This window comes from Curtobacterium sp. SGAir0471 (assembly GCF_005490985.1).
GTDB lineage: Bacteria > Actinomycetota > Actinomycetes > Actinomycetales > Microbacteriaceae > Curtobacterium.
The window spans coordinates 2,309,506-2,334,859 of record NZ_CP027869.1 but is presented as its reverse complement, the minus strand read 5'-3'; the positions used below and the strand labels follow the sequence as shown (position 1 = coordinate 2,334,859).

The window sequence follows — 25,354 nt, the reverse complement described above, 5'->3', positions numbered from 1 at the left end:
TCCCCGCGAGGCGCCGCGCTCCCCGCGAGGCGCCGCGCTCCCCGCGAGACGCCGTCGGATCCGGCGGCGTCTCGCCGATCGGGCGTCGTCGCGGCGAGACGCCGGCGTCGCGGCGCGGTGTCACCCGGACCTGAGGGCGGGCCAGCCCCGCGGCGTACCGTCCACCGCATGACGAAGCACTGGGTCGCCCCCGCGTTCGGCGGCAGCGAGGTCCTCGAGTACGTCGACACCGAGGTGCCCGCCCCCGGCACCGGCGAGGTCACCATCGACGTCCGCGCCGCGGGCATGAACCCCGCCGACACGAAGCACACCCGGCAGGGGGACCCGTCGGACCTGCCGATCCCGGTCGGCTACGAGGTCTCCGGCGTGCTCAGTGCGATCGGCCCCGACACCGAGATCGCCTCGGGCGGGGGAGCGGTCGGCGACGAGGTCCTCGCCTTCCGCGTCGAGGGCGGCTGGGCCGAGCGCATCACCGTGCCCGCTGCCGACGTCTTCGCCAAGCCGACGTCGCTCGACCACGCCCAGGCCGCGAACCTGCTGCTCGCCGGGACGACCGCGGCCGACATGATCCGCGTCACCCGTGCCGAGGGACGCGACACCGTCCTGGTGCACGGTGCGTCCGGCGCGGTCGGCGTCGCAGTCCTGCAGCTCCTCCGCCCGCTCGGCACCCGCGTGATCGGCACCGCCTCCGAACGCAATGCCGACACCGTCCGTCGCTTCGGTGGCGAGTGGGTCGCGTACGGCGACGGCCTGGAGGCGCGCATCCGTGAGCTCGCACCCTCCGGCATCGACGTGGCACTGGACTGTGTCGGCACGGACGAGGCAGTCGACGTCTCGCTGGCACTCGTGGCTGACCGTCCCCGCATCGTGACGATCGCGGCCTTCGGCCGCGCGCAGCAGGACGGCTTCCCCGCGGTCGGCGGCAGCCAGCCGGAGAGCAAGGCGTTCCGCGACTCGGTGCGCCAGCGACTGGTCGACCTCGCCGCAGCAGGGGAGCTCGAGGTACCGGTGGCCCGGACGTTCCCCCTGGCCGAGGCGAAGGAGGCGGCGGAGCTGCTCGAGTCGCAGCACCCGGGCGGCAAGCTCGCGCTGATCCCGTGAGCGCACTCGGTTCTGGTTGACTCGACGGGTACGTCGCACGACCGAACACCACGAGGGGGATCACGTGAGCGAGCAACGACCGTCCGATCGACCGGGACCGACGGGCCCACCGTCGGCACCGCAGTACCAGCAGCCGCAGTACCAGCAGACGCAGTACGACCAGCCGCCGCAGTTCCGACCGCAGGGCCAGGCGCTGTTCGAGCGTACGGCGCCGGTGGGACCGGACGGGCGCCCTCCGCTCTGGGCACCCTGGTACGGCATCGGTCCCGTCCAGGCGTACGCGCGTTACTGGAAGAAGTACGTCCGCTTCGATGGGCGCGCAAGCCGCAGCGAGTTCTGGTGGGTGTACCTCTGGAACGTCGCGATCTCCGTCGTCCTGGGAGTGATCTGGGGTATCGGCTTCGCGCAGTCCGGTCGCGAGACGTACGTGACGCCGACCGGTGCGGAGACCGTCGTCTCCGAGCCTTCCGTGTTGTTCCTGGTCATGGGGTACGTCGGCTCGCTCTGGGGCCTGTCGATCCTGCTGCCCTCGATCGCGCTGGCATGGCGACGACTGCACGACGCAAACCTGGCGGGCCCGTTCTTCTTTTTCGGCCTGATCCCCTTCTTCGGCGGGATCGCACTGATCGTCTTCTACCTCCTCGGACCCAACCCCAGGGGTGCGCGGTTCGATCGGCTGGAGGGGGCACGGTGAGTGACGACGAACAGCGTGGCCAGCAGCCGCAGCCGTACGGCCAGCCCTACCCGCAGTACCGACAGCAGCCGATCCCGACGGACGCCGGTGGCGCCCCGCCGCTGTGGGCACCCTGGTACGGCGCCGGGTTCCTCGATGCCTTCGTCCGGTTCTGGAAGAAGTACGCCCGCTTCGACGGACGCGCGAGCCGCAGCGAGTTCTGGTGGTGGTACCTGGCGAACGCGATCGTGGTGACGATCCTGTTCGGCGGCTACATCGTCTCCATCATCGTCTGGGCGGCCGGCGCCACCACGACCGACGAGTACGGCACCACGACCGCGACGAGCGGCTTCCCGGGGGTCGCGCTGCTGTTCGTCGGTCTCCTCGGGCTGTGGGGACTGGCGACGTTCGTCCCCTCCCTCGCGCTCGGGTGGCGCCGCGTGCACGACGCCGGTCTCGCCGGTCCCTTCTGGCTGATCTCCTTCGCGGCCGGAGTCGCCGGGATCGTCTTCGGGTGTCTCGAGCCGAGCCCCACCGGCGCGCAGTACGACCGCCCGGACGCATCGCGCCCGCAGGCCTGATCGATCCGGACACGACGGAACGGCCCACCCCGTCAGGGGTGGGCCGCTCCGTCATGGCAGGAGTGTGAGCGGAGGCTCAGACCACCCGGAGGCGGACCAGCGAACCGTCCACGACCAGGTCGCGCACCGTGACGGACGGATCGGCCGTCGCGAACCGGAGCGCGCCTCCCGGCTGGTCGAACCAGGGCTGCACGAAGGTCACCGTCACCAGGAACGGGCGGTCGACGACGTAGCGGTGCACCTCGGGAGCCGCCGCCACGTGCGGCGGCAGCGAGCGCTGGGGGAGCGGCGTGTCGAGCGGGTGCAGCAGGTAGCCGTCGGGACCGCCCACGCGGTCCACCGGGACACCGGCGGGGACCTGGATGGTGAGCCCCTGCGGGCCGGCCTGGTGGACCTGCTGCGCGAGCTGCGGGTAGCTCGACGCCGCACGGTCACGGAGCCCGTCGAGTTCGTGTCGCGGGACGTCCCGCGGCGCGGGGAAGGCGCGGTTCAGGAAGCGGCGGAGCATCTCGACCGCGTCCTCCTCGCCACGGGCGGTGGCGAGGCGGCGTGCGGTGCCGTAGTCGACGACCTCGAGCGCGAAGTCGCCGTGCGTCTCGGTCGGGACGACGCGGAGGGCGCCCTCCACCGGCGGCTCGGACAGCGTCTCGCCCGGCAGCTGCACGTACCGGATCGTGTAGCCGAGCTGGTCGAGGATGGGGCGGGTCTCCGCGAACGTCATGCGCGCGAGCCTACCGGCCGCATGCATGCCGTTCGCCGAGACACCGCCGTGCGCCGACCGCGCTGCCGCCGAGTCGGACGGCTCACGCGCCGCCGCGCATGATCGCCTGCTTGACCTCGGAGATCGCCTTCGTCACCTGGATGCCGCGCGGGCACGCGTCGGTGCAGTTGAAGGTCGTGCGGCAGCGCCACACGCCCTCCTTGTCGTTGAGGATGTCGAGGCGCACGTTCGAGGCGTCGTCGCGGGAGTCGAAGATGAAGCGGTGCGCGTTGACGATCGCCGCCGGGCCGAAGTACTGACCGTCGGTCCAGAACACCGGGCACGACGAGGTGCACGCGGCGCACAGGATGCACTTGGTCGTGTCGTCGAAGCGGGCGCGGTCGGCGACGGACTGCACGCGCTCCTTGCCCTTCTCCGGCTTGCTCGACGCCTGCAGGAACGGCTGGACCTCGCGGTAGGACTGGAAGAACGGCTCCATGTCCACGACGAGGTCCTTCTCGAGCGGCAGGCCCTTGATCGCCTCGACGTAGATCGGCTTCGACACGTCGAGGTCCTTGATCAGGGTCTTGCAGGCGAGCCGGTTGCGGCCGTTGATGCGCATCGCGTCCGAGCCGCAGACGCCGTGCGCGCAGGACCGTCGGAACGTCAGCGAACCGTCCTGCTCCCACTTGATCTGGTGCAGGGCATCGAGGATGCGGTCCGTCGGGAGCATCATCACGTCGAAGTCCTGCCAGCGCGGCTCGTCGTCGACGTCCGGGTCGAACCGGCGGACGATGATCGTGACCGGGAACGATCCGGGAGGAGCGCTCTGCACGGTGTCGGTGCGCGGGCTGTCGGAGACCAGGGTGTCGGTCATCAGTACTTCCTCTCCATCGGCTCGTACCGCGTCACGACGACGGGCTTCCAGTCGAGTGTGATGTGGTCGTCGGCGAGTGACGAGTGCGGGTCGCCCGTCAGGTACGCCATGGTGTGCTGCATGTAGTTCTCGTCGTCGCGCTTCGGGTAGTCGTCGCGCATGTGGCCGCCCCGGCTCTCCTTGCGGTTCCGGGCGGAGAACACGACCACCTCGGCCAGGTCGAGCAGGAACCCGAGCTCGACCGCCTCGAGCAGGTCGGTGTTGAAGCGCTTGCCCTTGTCCTGCACGGCGATGTTCAGGTACCGCTCGCGGAGTTGGTGGATCGTCTCGGTCATCTTCGCGAGCGACTCGTCGGTGCGGAACACCTGCGCGTTCCTGTCCATCTCCTCCTGCAGCTCCTTGCGGAGGACGGCGATCCGCTCGGTGCCGGTCGACGCGCGGAGCTGGTCGAGCATCCCGCGGACACCGGCGGCCGGGTCCTCGGGCAGGGGGAGGAACTCGGCGGTCTGCACCCACTCGGCGGCGTTGTTGCCGGAGCGCTTGCCGAAGACGTTGATGTCGAGCAGCGAGTTCGTGCCGAGGCGGTTCGAGCCGTGCACGGAGACGCAGGCACACTCCCCGGCGGCGTACAGGCCGGGCACGACGGTCGTGTTGTCGTACAGGACCTCGGCGTTGGTGTTCGTCGGGATGCCGCCCATCGCGTAGTGCGCGGTCGGCATGACGGGCACCGGCTCGACGACCGGGTCGACACCGAGGTAGGTGCGGGCGAACTCGGTGATGTCCGGGAGCTTCGTCTCGAGGACCTCGGCACCGAGGTGCGTGCAGTCGAGGAGCACGTAGTCCTTGTTCGGTCCGGCACCACGACCCTCGGCGACCTCCTGCACCATGCACCGGGCGACGATGTCGCGCGGCGCGAGGTCCTTGATGGTCGGGGCGTACCGCTCCATGAAGCGCTCACCCGAGGCGTTGCGGAGGATCGCGCCCTCACCGCGGGCCCCCTCGGTGAGCAGGATGCCGAGGCCGGCGAGACCGGTCGGGTGGAACTGGAAGAACTCCATGTCCTCGAGCGGCAGGCGCTTCCGCCACACGATGCCGACGCCGTCGCCGGTCAGCGTGTGGGCGTTCGACGTGGTCTTGAACATCTTGCCGAACCCACCGGTCGCGAAGATCACGGCCTTGGCGTGGAAGACGTGCAGCTCGCCGGTCGCGAGCTCGTAGGCCACGACACCGGCGGGCTGCTGGCGGGTGACACCGTCGTCGCCCGTGACGTCCACCATGACGAGGTCGAGCGCGTAGAACTCGTTGTGGAACTCGACACCGAGCTTCACGCAGTTCTGGAACAGCGTCTGCAGGATCATGTGACCCGTGCGGTCGGCGGCGTAGCAGGCCCGGCGGACGGGCGCCTTGCCGTGGTCACGGGTGTGGCCGCCGAAGCGCCGCTGGTCGATCTTGCCCTCGGGTGTGCGGTTGAACGGCAGGCCCATGTTCTCGAGGTCGATGACGGCGTCGATCGCCTCCTTCGCCAGGATCTCGGCGGCGTCCTGGTCGACCAGGTAGTCACCGCCCTTGATCGTGTCGAAGGTGTGCCACTCCCACGAGTCCTCCTCCACGTTCGCCAGGGCCGCGGCCATGCCGCCCTGGGCCGCACCGGTGTGCGAGCGTGTCGGGTAGAGCTTCGAGATGACGGCCGTCTTCGCCTTCGGGCCGGCTTCGATGGCGGCACGCATGCCGGCACCGCCCGCGCCGATGATGACGATGTCGTGCTGGTGGTGGTGGACGGTGGTCTCGCTCACTGGGGCCTTTCGGGGTGGGTCAGCGCGCCGGCGGGGTGGTCGCGGCGTGCGCGTGGGTCTCGTTGCGCGGTGCTCGTGGCCGGTGGGGCCGTGCTGCTACTGCGCCGGGCAGAACGACGGCAGGTCGGCTGCGGCGGCGCCGGCCGGGCACGGGTCGAACGTCCAGCAGACGAGCAGACCGAGGACGATCAGCGCGACGCAGGCGATGGCCACCGCGAGCAGCAGGGTCTTCCGGATGCCGGGCTTCGCGACGTAGTCGTTGATGATCGTCCGCATGCCGTTCGAGCCGTGCACGAGGGCGAGGACGAGCATCAGGGAGTCCCAGACCTGCCAGAAGGGGTTGGCCCACTTGCCGGCGACGAAGGCGAAGTCGATCTGCTTCACGCCCTCTCCAGCGACCATGTTGACGAAGAGGTGGCCGAAGATGAGCACGACGAGCAGGACGCCAGAGGCGCGCATGTAGATCCACCCCCACTTCTCCCAGTTGGTGGTGCGGCGGGCGGCTGCGGCCGAACGAGGCGGCTCGACGATCTGCGTGGTCATGTCCGTGGGTCCCTTCGCCTACTGGAAGTCCGCGACGAGGTTCATGAGCTGCCGGGGCAGGAAGCCCGCGATCAGGACGGCCCACACGACCAGGACGACCCAGAACATGGCGCGCTGGTACCTCGGGCCCTTCGACCAGAAGTCGACCAGGATGATGCGCAGCCCGTTGAGTGCGTGGAAGACGATCGCCATCACGAGGGCGATCTCACCGATGTTCATGATCGGTGTCTTGTAGGTGCCGATCACGGCGTTGTACGCCTCGGGCGACAACCGGACGAGCGCGGTGTCGAGGATGTGCACGAGCAGGAAGAAGTAGATCGCGACACCGGTGATGCGGTGCAGCACCCACGACCACATGCCGGTGGAGCCGCGGTAGAGCGTCCCCTCGAGCCTGCGCGATGTGCGCGGCGCATCGATCGTCGCGCGCGGTTCGACCACCGTCGTCCCGCCTGCGGTCTGCTCGGCCATGAGCGAGTCCTCCCATAGGACGGGCTCGCCCGATCGGCGAGCCCTTGCCGTTCGTGTTCGTGTGGAACACGACCCATCCTATGCGCGTGCGCTGACACTCTCGTCCCACCCGACACGGAGCGTGCGGGACGAGGCCGGCGGAGCGCCGATCGTCCGGGCCGTGTCGTGGTGCTCGAGGAGCTGGTCGCCGACGGCCTCCCACGTCGTGCCCTCGACGCGGAGCCGACCGGCCGAGCCCATCCGTGCAGCCGCCGCCGGGTCCGTCACCAGACCCAGGACGGCGCGACGGAGCGCTTGCGGGGCGTCCGGGTCGTAGAGCTCGCCGTCCAGGCCGGGCGCGACCAGGTCGATCGGCCCTCCGGACGCCGGGGCCACCACCGGCAGGCCGCTCGCGTGGGCCTCCTGCAGCGTCTGGCCGAAGGTCTCCGCTGGACCCGTGTGCACGAAGACGTCGAGCATCGCGTAGGCGTCGGCCAGGGCATCGCCGCGCAGCGGGCCGGTGAAGGTGACGTCGAGGTGCCGCAACCGGCGCTCGAGCATCGCCCGCGACGGACCGCCGCCGGCGACGACCACCCGGATCCCCGGCACGCCGCCGAGCTCGGCGAGCCGCTCGACCTCCTTCTCGGGCGCCAGGCGTCCGACGTAGCCGACGATCGTCTCGCCGCCCGGTGCGATCCGACGGCGGGCTGCGCGCACGTGGGCCGAACGCCGTCGGTCCGGGTGGAAGAGCGCGGTGTCGACGCCGCGACCCCACCGGACCACCCGGGGCACGCCCTCGTCCGCGAGCATCGCGGCGGTGGCGGACGACGGGGCGAGCGTCAGCGACGCACCGGCGTGGATGCGCCCGAGGATCCTCCGCACCAGCGGGACGGTCGCGGTCAGGCCGTTGCGGCGGGCGAACCCGGCCACGTCGGTCTGGAAGACGGCGACGGAGGGGATGCCGAGCCTCCCGGCCGCCGTGATGGCACGACCGCCCAGCAGGAACGGGCTGGCCGCGTGCAGGACGTCGGCGCCGGAGGCGGCGAGGATCGTGTCGAGCACCGGGTGGGGGAGCGCGACCGGGAACCGGCGGTACGCCACGGCGGGCACCCGGTGCACGTCGAAGGAGCGGTAGCGCTCGACCCGTGTCCGTGACCGGAACTGCGCCAGGCCCGGCGTGTCCGGTGCGATCACGACCGCGCGGTGACCACGGCGCTCCAGGTGGTCGAGGACCGCCAGGACGCTGGTGGTCACGCCGTTCAGGGTGGGCAGGAAGCTCTCGGTCACGACGGCGACGGTCCGCTGGGACGTGCCGCGCTCCACGCTGCGTGCGCTCATGGTGCGTCCCATGCTCCGTGCGGGTCGTGACCGGGCGGGGCGCTCCGGGTGAACGGGCGGCGCGCAGGGGGTGAACAGGCGGCCGGGAGGCCCGGTGCGGCCACCGCGGTCGGGTCCGGTCCGTCGCGGCACGGGCCGGAACGCCGGGTCGGCTCCGGCAGGCCGCGTGCGGGGACCGTCCGGGCGACGTCCAGGTCGCGTCCGGGCGCACCGGTACGGTGAGCGGGTGGCAGACGCACTCGAGGACTTCTACGCGATCATCCCGGCCGGCGGCATCGGCTCCCGGCTCTGGCCGCTCTCGCGCGCCGACGCGCCGAAGTTCCTGCACGACCTGACCGGCTCCGGCACCTCGCTCCTGCGGCAGACCTGGGACCGGCTCGCACCGCTCGCCGGGGACCAGCGCATCATGGTCGTCACCGGTCGGGCGCACCGGGCCGCCGTCGAGGCGCAGCTGCCCGGCGTCGCCGACCACAACGTCGTGCTCGAGAGCGAACCGAAGGACTCCACGGCCGCGATCGGCCTCGCGGCGGCGATCCTCCGTCGTCGGGAACCCGACGTCGTGATCGGCTCGTTCGCCGCCGACCACGTCATCGGGGACGCCCGCGGCTTCCGGCGGTCGGTGCGCGACGCCGTCGCCGCCGCACGGGCCGGGTACGTCACGACGATCGGGATCACCCCGACCGAGCCGGCGATCGGCTTCGGGTACATCCACGCCGACGCGGCACCGCTCGAGGTCGAGGGGGCCTCGACCGTGCACGCGGTGCGGTCCTTCGTCGAGAAGCCCGACCTGGACACCGCCCGTCGATACCTCGAAGACGGCTCGTACCTCTGGAACGCCGGCATGTTCATCGCCCGGGCCGACGTGCTGCTCGCCGAGATCGGCCGCACGAAGCCCGAGCTGCTGGCCGGCATCGAGGAGCTCGCCGCCGCGTGGGACACCTCGTCGCGCGGCGCAGTGGTCGACGCGATCTGGCCCGGACTCGAGAAGATCGCCATCGACTACACGGTCGCCGAACCGGCCGCTGCGGCCGGTCGCATGGCCGTCGTGCCGGGCGACTTCGACTGGGACGACGTGGGGGACTTCGCCTCGCTCGCGAAGCTGCAGTCCGGCGGGCGGGCGAACAACCTCGCCGTGCTCGGCGACGGCGCGCGCATCCTCGCCGACTCGTCGAGCGGCATCGTCGTGGCGCACAGCCAGCGGCTCATCTCGCTCATCGGGGTCGAGGACATCGTCGTCGTCGACACCCCGGACGCGCTGCTCGTGACCACGAGCGAGAACGCGCAGCGGGTCAAGGGCGTGGTGGACGCACTCAAGGTGAGCGGGCGCGGGGACGTGCTCTGACCGACTGCGGCGTTCGGTGCCACCGCCGTCCACACCCCTGGTCGCCTGGGTGACGAGGGCCGCGGGCGGCCGGTAACGTGTCAGTCGAGGGCACGACTCGGGGGAGTGATCATGGGGGACATCGCGTTCGACGCGGACAAGGCGAGGTCGGCGGCGCGGGTGGCGCGTCGAGCGGCCGAGACGCTCCGCGGGCAGGCTGGCGCTCGCTCCGGAGCGGTCGAAGCGGCGCTCGACGACTTCGAGGGCTCGTACGCCGAGCGGTTCCGGAGTGCCGCGGTGATCGAGGCCGAGGACCGGGCGCGTCTGGCGGGTGTGCTGGTCGACCTCGCGGAACAGATCGACGCCGCAGTCGCCGCCGCTGAGCGTGAACGGGCGCGACAGCGTGCCCATGCCGAGTGGAAGGCACGCGACGCCGACCGGAAGCGGGCAGCATCCGTTGCCGAAGCCCTCGCCGGTGCCGCCGGGCGATCGGTCCTCGATGCCTGGGAGGGCTTCACCGATCCCGAGCCGTCGACCGAACCCGAGCCGAGGCCCGAGGTCGACGCCGAGTTCCGAGGTCGCGAGCGTGCGCGCTACGGCGACGGAGCGAGCCGTGGAAGGAGCTCTGCCGACCCGAGCGCTCTCCGGGCCTTCGTCACGACGACCTCCGGGCTGGACTCCGCCGCGTCAGCGGAGTCCACCCGGGTGGGATCGGTCTGGTCCTCCTTCCGGGACTCCTGCGGCTGGGTCACGGTCGACCGCGCGAGCATGCCAGCGGGCTTCGAGCGCTACGTTCGGGAGAACGACGAGGACCGGAACTGGATCGGCAGGATCGCCGAAGCCTTCGAAGCCGCCGGCGGCAGTGGATCGCTGTCGAACGTCGCCCTCGACATCGCCGCGACCGGACAGGCGGCGCCTGCCCTCCAGCGGCTGTTCGCGGACGATCTCACGCCGGCGGAGGTCGCGGAACGTTGGACCGCGCTCGGGCTGACGACGGCCGACACCGGCGTGTTCGACGGGCTGCCGACGGACGTGCTCGCGCGACTCGGCAACCTCGAGGGTGTCCCGTACTGGGTGCGGAGCACGGCGAACGGCCTCGTGCTGAACCAACGACTCGGCGATGTGGAGCGCCAGATCGAGCAGCTGGAGGGGACAGTGGCATCGGCGGGTGACGGCTCTCGGGCGTTGGCGCGGGAACTGACGGCGCTGTACGCGGACCGTAAGGCCCTGCGGAACATCAACGCTGCGTTGACGAAGAAGGGCTCCGACGGGAAGCGCTTCCTCATCGCTCTCACGGATGATCGACCGCCGCTCGCTGCCGTCTCGATCGGCGATCTGGACCGTGCGAAGTCAGCGACCTGGGCTGTCCCTGGTATGGACACCACGACAGCGGACATGACGACGTGGGCGAGAGCCGCTCAGAACATCGCCGATGAGCAAACGGACGTTGCGGACACCACAGACGTCGCAGACCCTTCGGATCGAGCAGTCGTCGCTTGGGTCGGCTACACCACCCCGGGACCACAGGATGTGCTCCTCATGGCCAAGGCGAAGGAGGGCGGCAAGCGTCTCGCAGATTCGATCCGCGGGTTCTCAGCCGTCCGCGGAACTGATGACGTGGAGACGAACGTCGTGGCGCACTCCTACGGCACGACCGCGGGCTCTGTGGCTCTGGCCGAGCGGGGTGTCCACGTTGATCGGTTCGTCGCACTGGGTTCTGCCGGGCTGCCCGATGGTCTCGACGATGCGCAGCAGCTGCACGCAGACCAGGTCTTCGCGGCTCAGGCAAAGGACGGCCCCACCGGCGAGTCCGGACAGGGTGACGAATGGGCGACGTTCGGCCGGGAGAAGAGCCTCGCCCATCGCGTCGACCCGACCGCGCAGGGTTTCGGGGCGACCGTGTTCGGCGCCGACGGCGGGACGGGGAGCGAGGGGCAGACCCTTGCGTCGGTCCTGCATCACGCCCCGGTGTTCAAGGACCACCGGGGTTACCTGGACCGTGGTACCGAGTCACTGCACAACGTGGCACTCGCCACCACAGGTCAGGACGAGTTGCTGACCGGGGCGCGAGATCGATGACCCGGTCCGACGAAGGAGGAGGCACATGAACGCACGGCACCGTGCTCGTCGCGCACTCGCGGCGACAGCGGCGCTACTGGCAGTCGTCGTCGTGACCGCCGGATGTGCCGGGCAGCAGCATGATGCAACCCGACCGACTGAGAGGACGTCCTCCGTGGACGCAGACACTGCGAAGCGAAACATGATCGACATCGTCGATCAGACAACGGCCGCGCTCGGCGGCGAATGGGAGACGAGGACGTCTCCCGATTACGTCGAGAGCTGCCAGCTGTCGAGCGACGAAGAAGGAGCTCGGTGGGTGTACCGAGTTGCTCGAGCAGAGTCCGCCGACGTCGAGGCGGACGCTGCTGCTGCCTCCGATGTCTGGAGGTCCGCCGGTCTGACCGTGGACCGACTCGCTGACTCCAAGGGGCCGGCGGTGGTCGCTCGCGGCGGCGATCGCGTCGAGATGATCCGTTTCTTCGCTTTCACCGGCAACTACAGCATCCAAGCGCTCTCGATGTGCTTCGCTGGCGACGCAGACGAGATCGAGGAGCAGCAGGCCGACGAATGACCCGCGATCCCGGGTTCGTGGTGTCGTGGCCGTGCCGGATCAGGGCGCGCGACCTCGCAAGCCTCATCGTCGTCCTCGCGCTCGCGGGACTGAGCACCGGGTGTGCATCGCGAGTGGTCGAGACGAGGACGGCCAGCGCAACGGATCCGATCGTGGACGCAGAGACCGCGAAGCAACAGATGATCGCCGCAGTGGACGACGCCACCGGGCTCCTCGGTGGAGATTGGACAGCGCGGACCGGACCGGACGCAGCGGAGCGGTGCACGTTGCCGGATGGGGAACGCGGAGCAAACTGGCGGTACCTGACGGGGAGCGCGATCGAGGGGCGGCCGGAGGACGGCTCGGCGATGGTCGACCACTGGCGTGCGCAGGGCATGCGCGTGACCGCGCGGGACACGAGCACCGGGCCGGTGGTCTTCGGCGGGGGAGGCGGGGACATCGCGTCCATCAGCTTCTACGCGGTCTCCGGCAACTACACCGTCCAAGCCGTCTCGCTGTGCTTCCCCGGCGACGCCGACCGCATGGCCGAGGACGACGCCGACGAGGTCGAGTGAGCCTCCGAGGACGAGACGCCGGAGAGTCTCGAGAGGGAGAAGGATGTCTGCCGAGCTGACGGCGCGGCGCCTGACGAGCGTTGCCCTGACCTCCTTGGCGCTGATGATCACCATCAGCGGTTGCACGCAACACCCCTCGAAGGGCGAGACACCGTCCGACGACGGACGGACGTCCCGGGTGGACTCCGAGACTGCCCAGCGCACGATGGCCGAGTTCGTCGACAGGACCGCTGCGGAGCTCGGCGGCGAGTGGGTCACCACGCAGGGCCCGGACTACGTCGACAGCTGCACGCTCTCCGACGGCGGAGAAGGAGCCAACTGGGTCTACCTCGTCACCAGGACGCACGGGGATGGCAACCCCGAGGGCGATGCCTCGACGGTCGCGAGTGCATGGCAGTCCGCGGGCATGACCGTCGAACGAGTCGCGGACCCGGACGGCCCGGTGGTCGTCGGACGAGGTGGAGCATCGACGGCCTTGATCGACCTCTACGCCTTCCCCGGCAAGTACAGCCTCGAAGCCGAATCGACCTGCTTCCCAGGGAGTGCCAGCGAGATCGAACAGGAGCAGACGGACCGGTCCTAGATGTGCAGCGCAGCGCCGCGGTCTGGTACTTCCGTGCACGATCGACGGCAGGTCTCGCCCGCTGTAGCGCTCCACCACGAAATCCCCGGATCGTCCCCCGGACCGGGCCTCCGGGGGACGACGGCGTTACGGGCGCGTTTCGTCGGGGTCGCGATCGGGTAACTGATCCCAGCAGTCCCTCAGGGGCGTTCTGTACCGGCCCGACGGTCGTGTACTGTCGCCACGATCGCCCGGAACGCACGTGGTCCGGGCACCGCCCCCCGGAGGAACCAACCCGTGACATCTCGTACCCGTCAGGTCCTGCTCAGCGGCCTCGCGCTCGCCGGCACCATGGCCGTCCTGGCCGGCTGCTCGGCCGCCCCGTCTGACACCGCCTCGGCGAAGAAGACCGACTTCCGCCCCTGCATGGTCTCCGACTCCGGTGGCTTCGACGACAAGTCCTTCAACGAGCTCGGCTACGACGGTCTGCAGGACGCCGCCAAGGCGATCGGCGCGACCGCCAAGACGGCCGAGTCGAAGGACTCCACGGTCTACGACTCGAACATCGAGCAGCTGATCAACCAGAACTGCAAGCTCATCGTCACCGTCGGCTTCAACCTGGCGGACGCCACGAAGAAGCAGGCCGCCGCGAACCCCGACACCGAGTTCGCGATCATCGACGACAACTCGATCACGGCCAAGAACGTCAAGCCGATCACGTTCGACACCTCGCAGGCCGCGTTCCTCGCGGGCTACGCCGCCGCCTCGTACTCCAAGAGCGGCGTCGTCGGCACCTTCGGCGGCATGCAGATCCCGACCGTCACGATCTTCATGGACGGCTTCGCGGACGGCGTGAAGTACTACAACGAGAAGAAGAACAAGGACGTCAAGGTCGTCGGCTGGGACGTGGACAGCCAGAAGGGCTCCTTCACCGGTGGCTTCGAGGCCGGCACGCAGGCCAAGGCCGTCGCGCAGACCCTCCTCGACCAGAACGCGGACGTCATCCTGCCCGTCGGTGGCCCGATCTACCAGTCGGCTGCTGAGGCGATCAAGGACGCGAACAACGGCTCCGTGCTGATCGGCGCGGACAGCGACCTCTACGAGGCCGACCCGCGCTACAAGGACATCGCCTTCACCTCGGTGGAGAAGGGCATGCGCCCCGCGACCCGCGACGTCGTCGAGCAGGCCGCCAAGGGCTCCTTCTCGAGCGAGCCGTACGTCGGCACGCTGAAGAACGAGGGCGTGGGCATCGCCCCGTTCCACGACTACGCCTCCAAGGTCGACAGCGGCCTCGAGGGCGAGCTCGACACGATCAAGTCCGGCATCATCGACGGCTCGATCACGGTCAAGACCGAAGCGACCGTCAAGTAACACCACGGATGCGGGCGGGGGAGGAATCCCTCGCCCGCATTCCCGTGCCCCGACACGAGGAACAGCGCAGCACAGACATGAAGCTCGAACTCCGCGGCATCACCAAGCGGTTCGGATCGCTGGTCGCCAACGACCACATCTCGCTCACCGTCGAGCCGGGAGAGGTCCACTGCCTCCTCGGTGAGAACGGTGCCGGCAAGTCCACCCTCATGAACGTCCTCTACGGCCTGTACCAGGCGGACGAGGGCGAGATCCTCCTGGACGACGCCGTCCAGGACTTCGACGGCCCGGGCGACGCGATGCGCGCCGGGATCGGCATGGTGCACCAGCACTTCATGCTCGTCCCGGTGTTCACCGTCGCCGAGAACGTCATGCTCGGCCAGGAGCAGACCACCTTCGGCGGCCGACTCGACCTCGCCGGCGCCCGCGCCCGAGTCAAGGAGATCAGCGACCGGTTCGGGTTCGACGTCGACCCGGACGCCCGGGTCGAGGACCTGCCGGTCGGCGTGCAGCAGCGCGTCGAGATCATCAAGGCGCTGTCCCGCGACGCGAAGGTCCTCGTCTTCGACGAGCCGACCGCCGTCCTGACGCCGCAGGAGACCGACGAGCTGATGGGCATCATGCGCCAGCTCCGCGAGGCCGGCACCGCCATCGTCTTCATCACGCACAAGCTGCGCGAGGTGCGCGAGGTCGCCGACCGGATCACGGTCATCCGTCTCGGCAAGGTCGTCGGCGAGGCCTCGCCGACCGCGACGAACAACGAGCTCGCCGCGCTCATGGTCGGCCGCGCCGTCTCGCTCGTCGTGGACAAGGCACCGGCGAGCGGGGGAGACGACGCGCTCGTGGTCGACCACCTCACGGTCACCGACCCGTCCGGAGTGGTGCTCGTCGACGACGTGTCGTTCACGGTCCGCCGTGGTGAGATCCTGGCGATCGCGGGCGTCCAGGGCAACGGACAGACCGAGCTCACCGAGGCCATCCTCGGCCTCGAGCCGGTGCACGCCGGTCGTGTCGTCCTCGACGGATCGGAGATCACCGGTCGCACCGTCAAGCAGATCCTCGACGCCGGCGTGGGCTTCGTGCCCGAGGACCGCAAGGAGGACGGGCTCGTCGGCGAGTTCACGATCGCCGAGAACCTCATGCTCGACCGCGCCGACCACGCGGAGTTCGTCCGCGCCGGCACGATCCGCTCCGCCGAACGCGACGCGTTCGCGGACGAGAAGATCGCCGAGTTCGACATCCGCACGCCGTCCCGCACCACCGCGGCCGGTCGGCTGTCCGGCGGCAACCAGCAGAAGATCGTCCTCGCCCGCGAGCTCAGTCGTGAGCTGCGGCTGTTCGTCGCCGCGCAGCCCACGCGCGGCATCGACGTCGGCTCGATCGAGTTCGTGCACAAGCGCATCGTCGCCACCCGCGACACCGGCGTCCCGGTCATCGTCGTCTCCACGGAGCTCGACGAGGTCGTGGCGCTCGCCGACCGCATCGCCGTGATGTACCGCGGGGCGATCGTCGGCATCGTCCCCGCGGACACCCCCCGAGACGTCCTCGGCCTCATGATGGCCGGGGAGCTTCCTGAAGGAACGGAGCTGGCAGCGTGACCGCGCAGGGCCCCCAGGACCACACACCCACCGAGACGACCGCGACGGCGTCCGACGACCGCCTGCAGGAGGAGGCTCCGACGCCGCACCTCATGACGGACTCGGCCACCGACTCCGAGCGCCGGGCCGGCGGCGGGGACCGCTGGAGCACCGCACTGCAGAGCATCGTGAACGGGTCGGTGCTCGTCACCGTGCTCGCCGTCGTGCTGGCCCTGGTGGCGTGCGGTGTGCTCATCGCGGCGACCGACGAGGGCGTCCGCACGGCAGCCGGCTACTTCTTCGCGCGTCCGGCGGACACGTTCCAGGCGATCGGGTCCTCGGTCGGCGGTGCTTACGCGTCGCTGTTCCAGGGCTCGGTGGTCAACTTCGGCGCGAGCTCCTTCGCCCAGGCGATCGTGCCGATCACCCGGTCGCTCGACTACGCCGTGCCGCTCGTCGCCGCCGGTCTCGGCATCGCCGTGTCGTTCCGCGCCGGCCTCTTCAACATCGGTGGCCAGGGCCAGATCCTGATGGGCGCCGCGGCGGCCGGGTGGGTCGGGTTCTCCTTCGACCTGCCTGCCGTCGTGCACATCCCCCTGACGATCGTCGCCGGCATCGTCGGCGGTGCGGTCTGGGGCGGCATCGTCGGTCTGCTCAAGGCGCGGACCGGCGCCAACGAGGTCGTCCTGACGATCATGCTCAACTACGTCGGGCTCTACCTGCTCAGCTACATGCTCCGCACGCCGGGCCTCCTGCAGGCGTCCGGCAGCCCGAACCCGATCTCGCCCGCGATGAAGGACAGCGCGGTGCTCCCGCAGCTGTTCGGCCCGCGGTACGGCGTCGACCTCGGCTTCGTGGTCGCGCTCATCGCGGTCGTGGTCGTCTGGTGGCTGCTCAACAAGTCGTCGCTCGGCTTCCGCTTCCGCACCATCGGTGAGAACCCCCGCGCGGCCCGGGTCGCCGGCATGAGCGTGCCCTCGCTCACCATCTGGGTCATGCTCATCTCGGGAGCGCTCGTCGGCATCGCCGGCGCGTACCAGGTGCAGGGCGCCGTGACGAGCGGCTTCACGTCCAACATCGACGCCGGTATCGGCTTCGACGCCATCACGGTCGCCCTCCTCGGGCGCTCGAAGCCGTGGGGCGTGTTCTGGGCCGCCATCCTGTTCGGCGTGCTGAAGAACGGGGGCTACGCCATGCAGGCCGCGAACGGCATCCCGATCGACATCGTGGGCGTCATCCAGGCGCTCATCGTCCTCTTCATCGCGGCCCCGCCGCTCGTCCGCGCGATCTTCCGGATCCCGCAGCCGGGCGCCCGCCGCCGTACCCGCACCAAGCAGATCAAGAAGGCGGTCGCCGCGTGAGCACCACGAGCCCCACCGCGGTCCCCGCACTCCCCGCGACCGACCGCGCCGTCGAGACCACCCGGAGCTGGAAGGCCCCGATCGCGTTCGCGGTGTTCACCGTCCTGGCGATCGTGTTCTTCGGGGTCCTGCACCGCAGCGGCGACGCCACGTTCCGCCTGGCGAACGCCGGTGACTTCGTCGCGCTGCCGGACGTCCCGCTGCCGGCGACGGCCACCGGTGTCGTCGTCATCGTCCTGCTCGCCCTGGCCACGGTCTTCGCCGCGCTCCAGGTGTTGCGCTCCCGCCCGGTGCCGCTCTGGCTGACCTCGGTCTTCGCGGTGCTGTTCGTCATCGGCTTCCTCGCCTGGGCGGCGGCGGGTGCGACGATCCCCGTCCCCGGGCTCCTGGTCGGTGCGCTCGGCCTGAGCGTCCCGCTCGTGTTCGGTGCCCTCGGCGGCGTCATCTCCGAGCGCGTCGGCGTCGTGAACATCGCCATCGAGGGCCAGTTCCTCGCCGGTGCGTTCACCTCGGCGATGATCGGCTCGCTGACCGGCTCCGCGTGGGTCGGGCTCGTCGGCGCCGTCGTCGCGGGTGTGCTCGTCTCGTTCGTCCTCGCGGCGTTCAGCATCAAGTACCTCGTCGACCAGGTCATCGTCGGCGTCGTCATCAACGCGTTCGTCTCCGGCCTGACCGGCTTCCTGTACTCGCAGGTGCTCTCGCCCGCCGAGCAGACGCTCAACGTCGGCATCCGGTTCCCGACCCTGCCGATCCCGGTGCTGCACCAGATCCCGGTCATCGGCCCGGTGTTCTTCGAGCAGAACGTCATCGTGTACCTGGCGTACGTCGCGGTCGCGGTCGTCACCTTCTGCCTGTTCAAGACCCGCTGGGGCCTCCGTCTGCGTTCCGTCGGCGAGCACCCGCAGGCGGCGGACACCGTCGGCATCAACGTCGCCCGGACGCGGTTCTGGAACGTCTCGCTCGCCGGTGCGATCGCCGGGATCGGCGGTGCGTACTTCACGCTCGGCTCGGTCGGCCCCTTCGCGAAGGACATGACCGCGGGTGCGGGCTACATCGCCCTGGCCGCCGTCATCTTCGGTCGCTGGGACCCGATCCGGGCGACGCTCGCGGCGCTGCTGTTCGGCTTCGCGTCGAACCTGCAGAACGTCCTCGGGTCGATCAACTCGCCCGTCCCGAGTGAGTTCCTGCTCATGCTGCCGTACGTCGTCACCATCTTCGCGGTGGCCGGGCTGGTCGGGCAGGTGCGCGGGCCCGCCGCGGCCGGCAGACCGTACATCAAGAGCTGACGGACGGGAGGCACGGCACATGACCGACACGAACCCCACAGGTGACCACACGGTCGCCATCGACCCCGTGACCGGCGAGCCGCCCTGGACGGACCCGGCCACGAGCCTCCAGGCCGACACCGGGTCCGACGTCGACGCGAGCGTCGACGTGGACTGGAGCGCCCTGCGCGAGGCGGCGACCGCCGCGATGCGGCGCGCCTACGCGCCGTACTCGTCGTTCCCGGTGGGTGCCGCGGCGCTCACCGACGACGGACGGATCGTCTCGGGCTGCAACGTCGAGAACGCGTCGTACGGGGTGACCCTGTGCGCCGAGTGCTCGCTCGTGTCGCAGCTGCACATGACCGGCGGCGGCAAGCTCGTCGCGTTCACGTGCGTGGACGGCGACGGCGCGACGCTCATGCCGTGCGGTCGGTGCCGACAGCTGCTGTTCGAGCACTCCACCGAGGGCATGCTCCTCGAGACGGTCTCGGGCATCCGCACGATCGACCAGGTGCTGCCCGACGCGTTCGGGCCCCGCACCCTCGCCACCTACCAGGAAGAGCACTGACATGGCCGTCGAGCCCTTCGACACCGTCGACCTCATCCGCACCAAGCGGTCCGGCGATGCGCTGAGCACCCCCGAGATCGACTGGCTCGTCGACGCCTACACGCGCGGCTACGTCGAGGACCCGCAGATGGCGGCCCTGGCGATGGCGATCTTCCTGAACGGCATGGAGCGCCGGGAGATCAAGGACCTGACCCTCGCGATGATCGCGTCGGGGGAGCGGATGTCGTTCGGCTCGCTCGGCAAGACCACGGTGGACAAGCACTCGACGGGTGGCGTCGGGGACAAGATCACGCTGCCGCTCGCGCCGCTCGTGGCGTCCTTCGGCGTGGCGGTCCCGCAGCTGTCCGGGCGCGGGCTCGGTCACACCGGCGGCACGCTCGACAAGCTCGAGTCCATCGCGGGGTGGCAGGCGTCGATCTCGAACGACCGCATGATGCAGGTGCTGTCGGAGGTGGGTGCGGTCATCTGCGCCGCCGGCTCCGGGCTCGCCCCGGCCGACAAGAAGCTCTACGCGCTCCGCGACATCACGGGCACCGTCGAGTGCATCCCGCTCATCGCGTCGAGCATCATGTCGAAGAAGATCGCCGAGGGCACGGGGGCGCTCGTGCTCGACGTCAAGTTCGGCTCCGGTGCCTTCATGCCGACGTACGAGGCGTCGAAGGAGCTCGCGCAGACGATGGTCGACCTCGGGAACGACGCCGGGGTCGCGACCTCGGCGCTGCTCACCGACATGGAGGTCCCGCTCGGACTGACGATCGGCAACGCGCTCGAGGTCCGCGAGTCGGTCGAGGTCCTCGCCGGTGGCGGGCCGTCCGACGTGGTGGCGCTGACCGTCTCGCTGGCCGAGGAGATGCTGCGGCTCGCCGGGCTGCCGGACGCCGACCCCGCGGCAGCGCTGGCCGACGGCCGGGCGATGGACACCTGGCGCCGGATGATCGCGGCCCAGGGCGGCGACCCGTCGGCCGACCTGCCGGTCGCCCGCGAGCAGCACGTCGTCACCGCGACGGAGTCCGGCGTGCTCGTGCAGCAGGACGCCCTGCCGTTCGGCATCGCCGCGTGGCGCCTCGGTGCCGGTCGTGCCCGCGCGCAGGACCCGGTGCAGGCGGGTGCCGGCATCGAGCTGCACGTCAAGCCGGGCGACACCGTCACCGCCGGGCAGCCGCTCTGGACGCTGCACACCGACGAGCCGGCGCGATTCGACCGCGCGCTGGAGTCGCTCGAGGGTGCGTGGGCGATCGGGACGACCGCGCCCGAACGCGGGCCGATCGTGCGCGAGCGCATCACGGGCTGAGCGCCACGGCCGCGACCCGGCCACGTCGACGACCGGAGGCTCCCCGCACGGCTGTGGGGAGCCTCCAGGCCGTCCGCCCGTCTGTTGTGCACAGGTACGGACGCGGCGTCGGCGACCACCGATAGCCTGGGAGCATGAGCGCCGACGCCCCCACCCACCGCCTGCCCGACGCCGGAGCGGTCATCGACGACCTGCCCAAGGTCTCGCTGCACGACCACCTCGACGGCGGTCTGCGCCCCGCGACGATCGTCGACCTGGCGGACCAGGCGGGCGTCGAGCTGCCGGTGACGGACTCCGAGGCCCTGGGGGCGTGGTTCGCCGAGCAGTCGAACAGCGGCTCGCTCGTCGAGTACCTGAAGACCTTCGACGTCACCACCTCGGTGATGCAGACCGCACCGCAGCTGCACCGCGTCGCGAAGGAGTTCGTCGAGGACCTCGTCGCCGACGGCGTCGTCTACGGCGAGATCCGGTGGGCGCCGGAGCAGCACCTGCGGGGCGGGCTGACGCTCGACCAGACCGTCGAGGCGGTGCAGGCCGGCATCGAGGAGGCAGTCGACGCCGCCGGCGGCTCGATCCGGATCGGCCAGCTCGTCACCGCGATGCGTCACGCCGACCGGTCCCTCGAGATCGCCGAGCTCGCCGTCCGGCACCGCGACCGCGGCGTGGTCGGCTTCGACATCGCGGGGGCCGAGGCCGGGTTCCCGCCGGCGAACCACCGCGCGGCGTTCGAGTACCTGGCGTCGGAGCTGTTCCCCGTGACGGTCCACGCGGGTGAGGCCGACGGGCTCGCGTCGATCCGCTCGGCGCTGGTCGACGGCCGCGCCCTCCGCCTCGGGCACGGCGTCCGGATCTTCGAGGACATCACGCTGTCCGACGCCGGTGACGGCTCGACGCTCGCGTCGCTCGGCGAGGTCGCGTCGTGGGTCCGCGACCGCGAGATCCCGCTCGAGGTCGCGCCGCAGTCGAACCTGCAGACCGGTGCGATCGCGGCGTGGGGCGACGACCTCGCCGACCACCCGTTCGACGTGCTGTACCAGCTCGGGTTCCGCGTCACGGTGAACACCGACAACCGCCTGATGAGCAACACATCGCTGTCGAAGGAGCTCGCGCTCCTGGCCGGCACCTTCGGCTACGACCTCGACGACCTCGCCGCGTTCCAGATCAACGCCGCCCTCGGCTCGTTCCTGCCGCTCGAGGACCGCGAGGAGATCATCGCGACCATCACGGCCGGACACCAGGAGGCGTAGCCATGTCCCTCCCGCCGCTGCCGGACGACGCCGTCGTGCTCGGGGCGAGCGCGTCCTCGTGGCGCGACGCGCTCCGGCTCGCCGGCGGTGCGCTCGTGACCTCGGGTGCCGCGACGCCGCCGTACACGGACGCGATGATCGACCTGGTCGAGGAGCACGGGCCGTACATCGTCATCTCTCCCGGGCTCGCGTTCGCGCACGCCCGGCCGGGGCCCGCGGTGCTGCGTGACGGGTTGGCCGTCGTGACCCTGCGGGAACCGGTGTCGTTCGGGCACCCGCACAACGACCCGGTGTCGGTCGTGCTCGGGCTCGCGGTCGCCGAGGTCGGCACGCACCTCGAGTCCATCGGCGACATCGCGAACACCTTCAACGACGACACCGTGACCGCTCGCCTCGCGGCGGCGACGTCGGCGGACGAGGTCCGGACGATCATGGGGGTGTCGGCGTGAAGATCGTGACGATCTGCGGTGCGGGGATCGGGTCGAGCGGCATCCTCAAGGTGAACGCCGAGAAGGCCCTCGACGCGCTCGGGCTGTCGGCGTCGGTCGTCGCTGCGGACGTCGCCTCGGTGCGCGCCGTGGCCGAGGACGCCAACGTGATCCTCACCAGCCAGGAGTTCGTCGAGGCGATCGGGGACACCTACGCCGAGGTGATCGTGATCCGGAACCACTTCGACCAGGGCGAGATCACCGCCGCGGTGGACCGGGCGCTCGGGGAGCACTGAGCGGCTCCCGACGCTGCCTCTAGAGTTGGGGCATGAGCACGGAGAACCCGCTGAACGACCCCGCCGCCGACCCGTTCGAGGTCGCCCGCGACGCCGCCGCCGTCATCGCCGACCGGTCCGGCATCGAACGGCACGACATCGCCCTGACCCTGGGGTCCGGCTGGGGCAAGGCCGCCGACATCATCGGCGAGACGGTGTCCGAGATCCCCGCGGCCGAGGTCCCCGGCTTCAGCGCCTCGGCGGTGCCCGGGCACTCCGGCACCGTCCGCTCGATCCGCCTGCAGGACGGCCGGCACGCGCTCGTCATCGGCGCGCGGACCCACTACTACGAGAACCACGGCGTCCGTCGCGTGGTGCACAGCGTCCGCACCGCGGCCACCACGGGCGCATCGGTCATGGTGCTCACGAACGGTGCCGGCGGCATCAAGGAGCACTGGAAGCCGGGCACCCCGGTCCTCATCAGCGACCACATCAACCTGACGGCGGACAGCCCACTCGAGGGCGCCACGTTCGTCGACCTGACCGACCTGTACTCGTCGCGTCTGCGCGCGGTCGCGAAGTCGATCGACCCGACCCTCGACGAGGGCGTCTACACGCAGTTCCGCGGCCCGCACTACGAGACCCCGGCCGAGGTCCAGATGGCGAAGACCATCGGCGGGCACATCGTCGGCATGTCGACCGCGCTCGAGGCGATCGCCGCCCGGCAGGCCGGCATGGAGGTCCTCGGCTTCTCCCTCATCACGAACCTCGCCGCGGGCATCCAGAAGACCCCGCTCTCGCACGCCGAGGTCCTCGAGGCCGGGCGCGAGGCCGAGCCGGTCATCGCCGACCTCCTCGCCCGCGTGGTGGCGGCGCTGTGACCCGGCACGAGGGCGCCTCGGACGGCGCGATCGCGGACGGCGACCTCGGCGAGGGGATCGAGCCCGCGACGGACGGCGCCGCTGCTGACGGCCTGGAGGCAGTGCTCGCCGCCGCCAGGTCCTGGTCGGAGCAGGACCCGGACGACGAGACCCGCGCCGAGCTCGACGCGCTCGTCGCCGCCGCCGCGGGCGACCCCGTGGACGAGACCGCGGCCGCGTCGCTGCGCGAGCGCTTCTCCGGGCGGCTGGCCTTCGGCACCGCGGGGCTCCGCGCCGAGCTCGGCGCCGGGCCGCAGCGCATGAACCGCGTCGTCGTGACGCAGGCCGCCGCCGGTCTCGCACGCTTCCTGATCGACACCGGGCGCGACCGCAGCGTCGTCATCGGCTACGACGGCCGGGTCAACTCGGACGTCTTCGCGCGGGACTCGGCCGAGGTGATGCGGGGCCTCGGGCTCGACGTCACGCTGCTGCCGTCGGCGCTGCCCACCCCGGTGCTCGCGTTCGCCGTCCGCCACCTCGGTGTCGGCGCGGGCGTGATGGTGACCGCCAGCCACAACCCGCCGCGGGACAACGGCTACAAGGTCTACCTCGGGGGTGAGGACGACGGCTCCCAGATCGTCCCACCGGTCGACGGCGAGATCGCCTCGGCGATCGACGCGGTCGCCGCGGGCGACGTCCGCGACCTCGTCCGCGCGACGGACTACACGGTGGCGGGTGACGCCCTGGTGCAGGCGTACGTGGACGCGACGGCCGCGACGGTGCCGGCCCCGCGCCTCCCGGTCGACGCGCAGCCGACGGTGGTCTACACGGCGATGCACGGCGTCGGGTGGGAGACGGCACGCGCGGTGTTCGCCGCCGCGGGCTTCGCGGAGCCCGCCGTGGTGCCCGAGCAGATCGAGCCGGACGGGGCCTTCCCGACCGTGTCGTTCCCGAACCCGGAGGAACCGGGTGCGATGGACCTGTCGATCGCGCGTGGGGTCGCGGTCGGCGCCGACCTCGTCATCGCGAACGACCCCGATGCCGACCGGCTCGCACTCGCGATCCCGGACGGTGCCGGCTCCTTCCGTCGCCTGTCCGGCAACGAGGTCGGGTGGCTGCTCGGCTGGCGTGCGGCCGAGGCGTTCGCCGCCGGGTCACCGGAGGCGTCGGGCACGCTCGCCGCATCCATCGTGTCCTCGCCGGCGCTGTCCCGCGTGGCCGAGCGGTACGGGCTCGAGTACCGCGACACCCTGACCGGCTTCAAGTGGGTGTCACGCGTGCCCGGTCTCGTGTTCGGCTACGAGGAGGCGCTCGGCTACCTCGTCGACCCCACGGTGGTCCGTGACAAGGACGGCATCTCGGCAGCCCTGGCGCTGCTCGACCTCGCCGTGTCCCTGGCAGCGGACGGGCGGACGATCGCCGACCAGCTCGACGCGTTCGCCGCCGAGTTCGGGGCGTTCGCCTCCGGTCAGGTGTCGACCCGCGTGGACGACCTGTCGCGCATCGGGGAGATCATGGCGGCCCTGCGGTCGTCGGCGCCCTCGTCGCTCGGGGGCCTCGCCGTCACGGGCGTGACCGACTACTCGGACGGCGTCGCGGGCTTCCCGCCGTCGGACATCCTGCGCTACGACCTCGAGGGCGGCGCGCGGGTCATCGTCCGCCCGAGCGGCACCGAGCCGAAGGTCAAGGTGTACATCGACACGGTGGCCGGCACCCCTGCCGAGGCCCAGGCACTCGTCGACGCCCTCGCCGCCGACGTGCGCCCGCGCGTGTCGTAGCGCGCGGCGGCCTGCCGTCCGGCGGCACGGAACCTGGTTCCGGACACAGCACCGCGCTTCTTCGCGGTGCTGTGTCCGTTCCGCGGTCTTCGGTACTCGGTCGACGCCCACATCAACAGCTCAGATGGTCCTGCACAGGGACGCTCCGAGCGCATCGATCCACCGGTCGCGAGCTCGACCGCTGGAACGACCGCGGGCCCTGGGCACGATG

At 70.8% G+C, this 25,354-nt stretch carries 25 protein-coding genes; 19 read left to right on the top strand and 6 right to left on the bottom strand.

From position 1 onward, the window contains the following. Nucleotides 1-168 precede the first annotated feature (168 nt). From C1N91_RS10770 to C1N91_RS10760, 3 genes are all read left to right on the top strand, one after another. On the top strand, nucleotides 169-1,101 hold the full coding sequence (locus C1N91_RS10770) for an NADP-dependent oxidoreductase (RefSeq protein ID WP_137767713.1): 933 nt from the start codon (nucleotides 169-171) through the stop codon (nucleotides 1,099-1,101). Between the two features lie 64 nt (nucleotides 1,102-1,165). Continuing rightward, nucleotides 1,166-1,795 carry a DUF805 domain-containing protein gene (locus C1N91_RS10765; protein WP_254678228.1) on the top strand — a complete coding sequence of 210 codons (630 nt, stop codon included), beginning with the start codon at nucleotides 1,166-1,168 and terminating at the stop codon, nucleotides 1,793-1,795. Next, entirely contained in the window at nucleotides 1,792-2,355 is a 564-nt protein-coding gene (locus C1N91_RS10760; RefSeq protein ID WP_137767712.1) for a DUF805 domain-containing protein, read from the top strand. The genes C1N91_RS10765 and C1N91_RS10760 overlap by 4 nt, the downstream gene beginning before the upstream one ends. A gap of 76 nt (nucleotides 2,356-2,431) precedes the next feature. Here the strand turns inward: C1N91_RS10760 and C1N91_RS10755 are convergent, their stop codons facing one another. The 6 genes from C1N91_RS10755 to C1N91_RS10730 all read right to left on the bottom strand — a co-directional run bounded on the left by C1N91_RS10755 (nucleotide 2,432) and on the right by C1N91_RS10730 (nucleotide 8,053). Continuing rightward, nucleotides 2,432-3,076 carry a TNT domain-containing protein gene (locus tag C1N91_RS10755; protein WP_058728875.1) on the bottom strand — a complete coding sequence of 215 codons (645 nt, stop codon included), beginning with the start codon at nucleotides 3,074-3,076 and terminating at the stop codon, nucleotides 2,432-2,434. A gap of 82 nt (nucleotides 3,077-3,158) precedes the next feature. Then, nucleotides 3,159-3,932 carry a succinate dehydrogenase iron-sulfur subunit gene (locus C1N91_RS10750; protein WP_058728874.1) on the bottom strand — a complete coding sequence of 258 codons (774 nt, stop codon included), beginning with the start codon at nucleotides 3,930-3,932 and terminating at the stop codon, nucleotides 3,159-3,161. Further along, nucleotides 3,932-5,725, bottom strand: coding sequence for a succinate dehydrogenase flavoprotein subunit (gene sdhA, locus C1N91_RS10745; protein ID WP_137767710.1), 1,794 nt, complete (start codon nucleotides 5,723-5,725; stop codon nucleotides 3,932-3,934). Before sdhA ends, C1N91_RS10750 begins: the two co-directional genes overlap by 1 nt. Before the next feature lie 96 nt (nucleotides 5,726-5,821). After that, complete coding sequence (gene sdhD, locus C1N91_RS10740) at nucleotides 5,822-6,268, bottom strand: succinate dehydrogenase, hydrophobic membrane anchor protein (RefSeq protein WP_137767709.1); 447 nt, start codon at nucleotides 6,266-6,268, stop codon at nucleotides 5,822-5,824. An 18-nt stretch (nucleotides 6,269-6,286) separates the two neighbouring features. Beyond that, entirely contained in the window at nucleotides 6,287-6,736 is a 450-nt protein-coding gene (gene sdhC / locus C1N91_RS10735; protein ID WP_137767708.1) for a succinate dehydrogenase, cytochrome b556 subunit, read from the bottom strand. Nucleotides 6,737-6,814: 78 nt separating this feature from the next. Further along, entirely contained in the window at nucleotides 6,815-8,053 is a 1,239-nt protein-coding gene (locus C1N91_RS10730; RefSeq protein WP_254678227.1) for a glycosyltransferase family 4 protein, read from the bottom strand. A gap of 226 nt (nucleotides 8,054-8,279) precedes the next feature. Here C1N91_RS10730 and C1N91_RS10725 point away from each other — a divergent pair, with 226 nt between their 5' ends. From C1N91_RS10725 to C1N91_RS10650, 16 genes are all read left to right on the top strand, one after another. After that, a complete protein-coding gene (locus C1N91_RS10725) occupies nucleotides 8,280-9,395 on the top strand; it encodes a mannose-1-phosphate guanylyltransferase (RefSeq protein ID WP_137767706.1) in 1,116 nt (371 codons plus the stop codon). A gap of 111 nt (nucleotides 9,396-9,506) precedes the next feature. Beyond that, on the top strand, nucleotides 9,507-11,453 hold the full coding sequence (locus tag C1N91_RS10720; protein ID WP_137767705.1) for an alpha/beta hydrolase: 1,947 nt from the start codon (nucleotides 9,507-9,509) through the stop codon (nucleotides 11,451-11,453). 181 nt (nucleotides 11,454-11,634) lie between these two features. Continuing rightward, nucleotides 11,635-12,006 (top strand): hypothetical protein, encoded by a 372-nt coding sequence (locus C1N91_RS10715; RefSeq protein WP_137767704.1) that lies wholly within the window; start codon nucleotides 11,635-11,637, stop codon nucleotides 12,004-12,006. Between the two features lie 152 nt (nucleotides 12,007-12,158). Next, complete coding sequence (locus C1N91_RS10710) at nucleotides 12,159-12,560, top strand: hypothetical protein (RefSeq protein WP_137767703.1); 402 nt, start codon at nucleotides 12,159-12,161, stop codon at nucleotides 12,558-12,560. A gap of 43 nt (nucleotides 12,561-12,603) precedes the next feature. Continuing rightward, nucleotides 12,604-13,143 carry a hypothetical protein gene (locus tag C1N91_RS10705; RefSeq protein ID WP_137767702.1) on the top strand — a complete coding sequence of 180 codons (540 nt, stop codon included), beginning with the start codon at nucleotides 12,604-12,606 and terminating at the stop codon, nucleotides 13,141-13,143. A 276-nt stretch (nucleotides 13,144-13,419) separates the two neighbouring features. Beyond that, the gene (locus tag C1N91_RS10700) at nucleotides 13,420-14,493 is read left to right on the top strand and encodes a BMP family lipoprotein (RefSeq protein WP_137767701.1); all 1,074 of its coding nucleotides are present in this window, start codon (nucleotides 13,420-13,422) and stop codon (nucleotides 14,491-14,493) included. Between the two features lie 77 nt (nucleotides 14,494-14,570). Beyond that, complete coding sequence (locus C1N91_RS10695; RefSeq protein WP_137767700.1) at nucleotides 14,571-16,091, top strand: ABC transporter ATP-binding protein; 1,521 nt, start codon at nucleotides 14,571-14,573, stop codon at nucleotides 16,089-16,091. A gap of 92 nt (nucleotides 16,092-16,183) precedes the next feature. Next, nucleotides 16,184-17,431, top strand: a complete 1,248-nt coding sequence (locus C1N91_RS10690) for an ABC transporter permease (protein WP_137768789.1) — start codon at nucleotides 16,184-16,186, stop codon at nucleotides 17,429-17,431. After that, on the top strand, nucleotides 17,428-18,717 hold the full coding sequence (locus tag C1N91_RS10685) for an ABC transporter permease (RefSeq protein ID WP_137767699.1): 1,290 nt from the start codon (nucleotides 17,428-17,430) through the stop codon (nucleotides 18,715-18,717). Before C1N91_RS10690 ends, C1N91_RS10685 begins: the two co-directional genes overlap by 4 nt. A gap of 148 nt (nucleotides 18,718-18,865) precedes the next feature. Continuing rightward, nucleotides 18,866-19,264: a cytidine deaminase gene (locus tag C1N91_RS10680; protein WP_137768788.1), complete on the top strand. Its 399-nt coding sequence runs from the start codon at nucleotides 18,866-18,868 to the stop codon at nucleotides 19,262-19,264. 1 nt (nucleotide 19,265) lies between these two features. Next, complete coding sequence (locus C1N91_RS10675; RefSeq protein ID WP_137767698.1) at nucleotides 19,266-20,555, top strand: thymidine phosphorylase; 1,290 nt, start codon at nucleotides 19,266-19,268, stop codon at nucleotides 20,553-20,555. Nucleotides 20,556-20,689: 134 nt separating this feature from the next. Then, nucleotides 20,690-21,802 carry an adenosine deaminase gene (locus tag C1N91_RS10670; protein ID WP_137767697.1) on the top strand — a complete coding sequence of 371 codons (1,113 nt, stop codon included), beginning with the start codon at nucleotides 20,690-20,692 and terminating at the stop codon, nucleotides 21,800-21,802. Nucleotides 21,803-21,804: 2 nt separating this feature from the next. After that, nucleotides 21,805-22,251, top strand: coding sequence for a PTS sugar transporter subunit IIA (locus tag C1N91_RS10665; protein ID WP_137767696.1), 447 nt, complete (start codon nucleotides 21,805-21,807; stop codon nucleotides 22,249-22,251). Continuing rightward, nucleotides 22,248-22,526, top strand: coding sequence for a PTS sugar transporter subunit IIB (locus C1N91_RS10660; RefSeq protein ID WP_058728861.1), 279 nt, complete (start codon nucleotides 22,248-22,250; stop codon nucleotides 22,524-22,526). Before C1N91_RS10665 ends, C1N91_RS10660 begins: the two co-directional genes overlap by 4 nt. Nucleotides 22,527-22,558: 32 nt before the next feature. Beyond that, a complete protein-coding gene (locus C1N91_RS10655; RefSeq protein ID WP_137767695.1) occupies nucleotides 22,559-23,386 on the top strand; it encodes a purine-nucleoside phosphorylase in 828 nt (275 codons plus the stop codon). A gap of 92 nt (nucleotides 23,387-23,478) precedes the next feature. Continuing rightward, on the top strand, nucleotides 23,479-25,143 hold the full coding sequence (locus C1N91_RS10650) for a phospho-sugar mutase (protein ID WP_137768787.1): 1,665 nt from the start codon (nucleotides 23,479-23,481) through the stop codon (nucleotides 25,141-25,143). The last annotated feature ends 211 nt before the right edge of the window (nucleotides 25,144-25,354 follow it).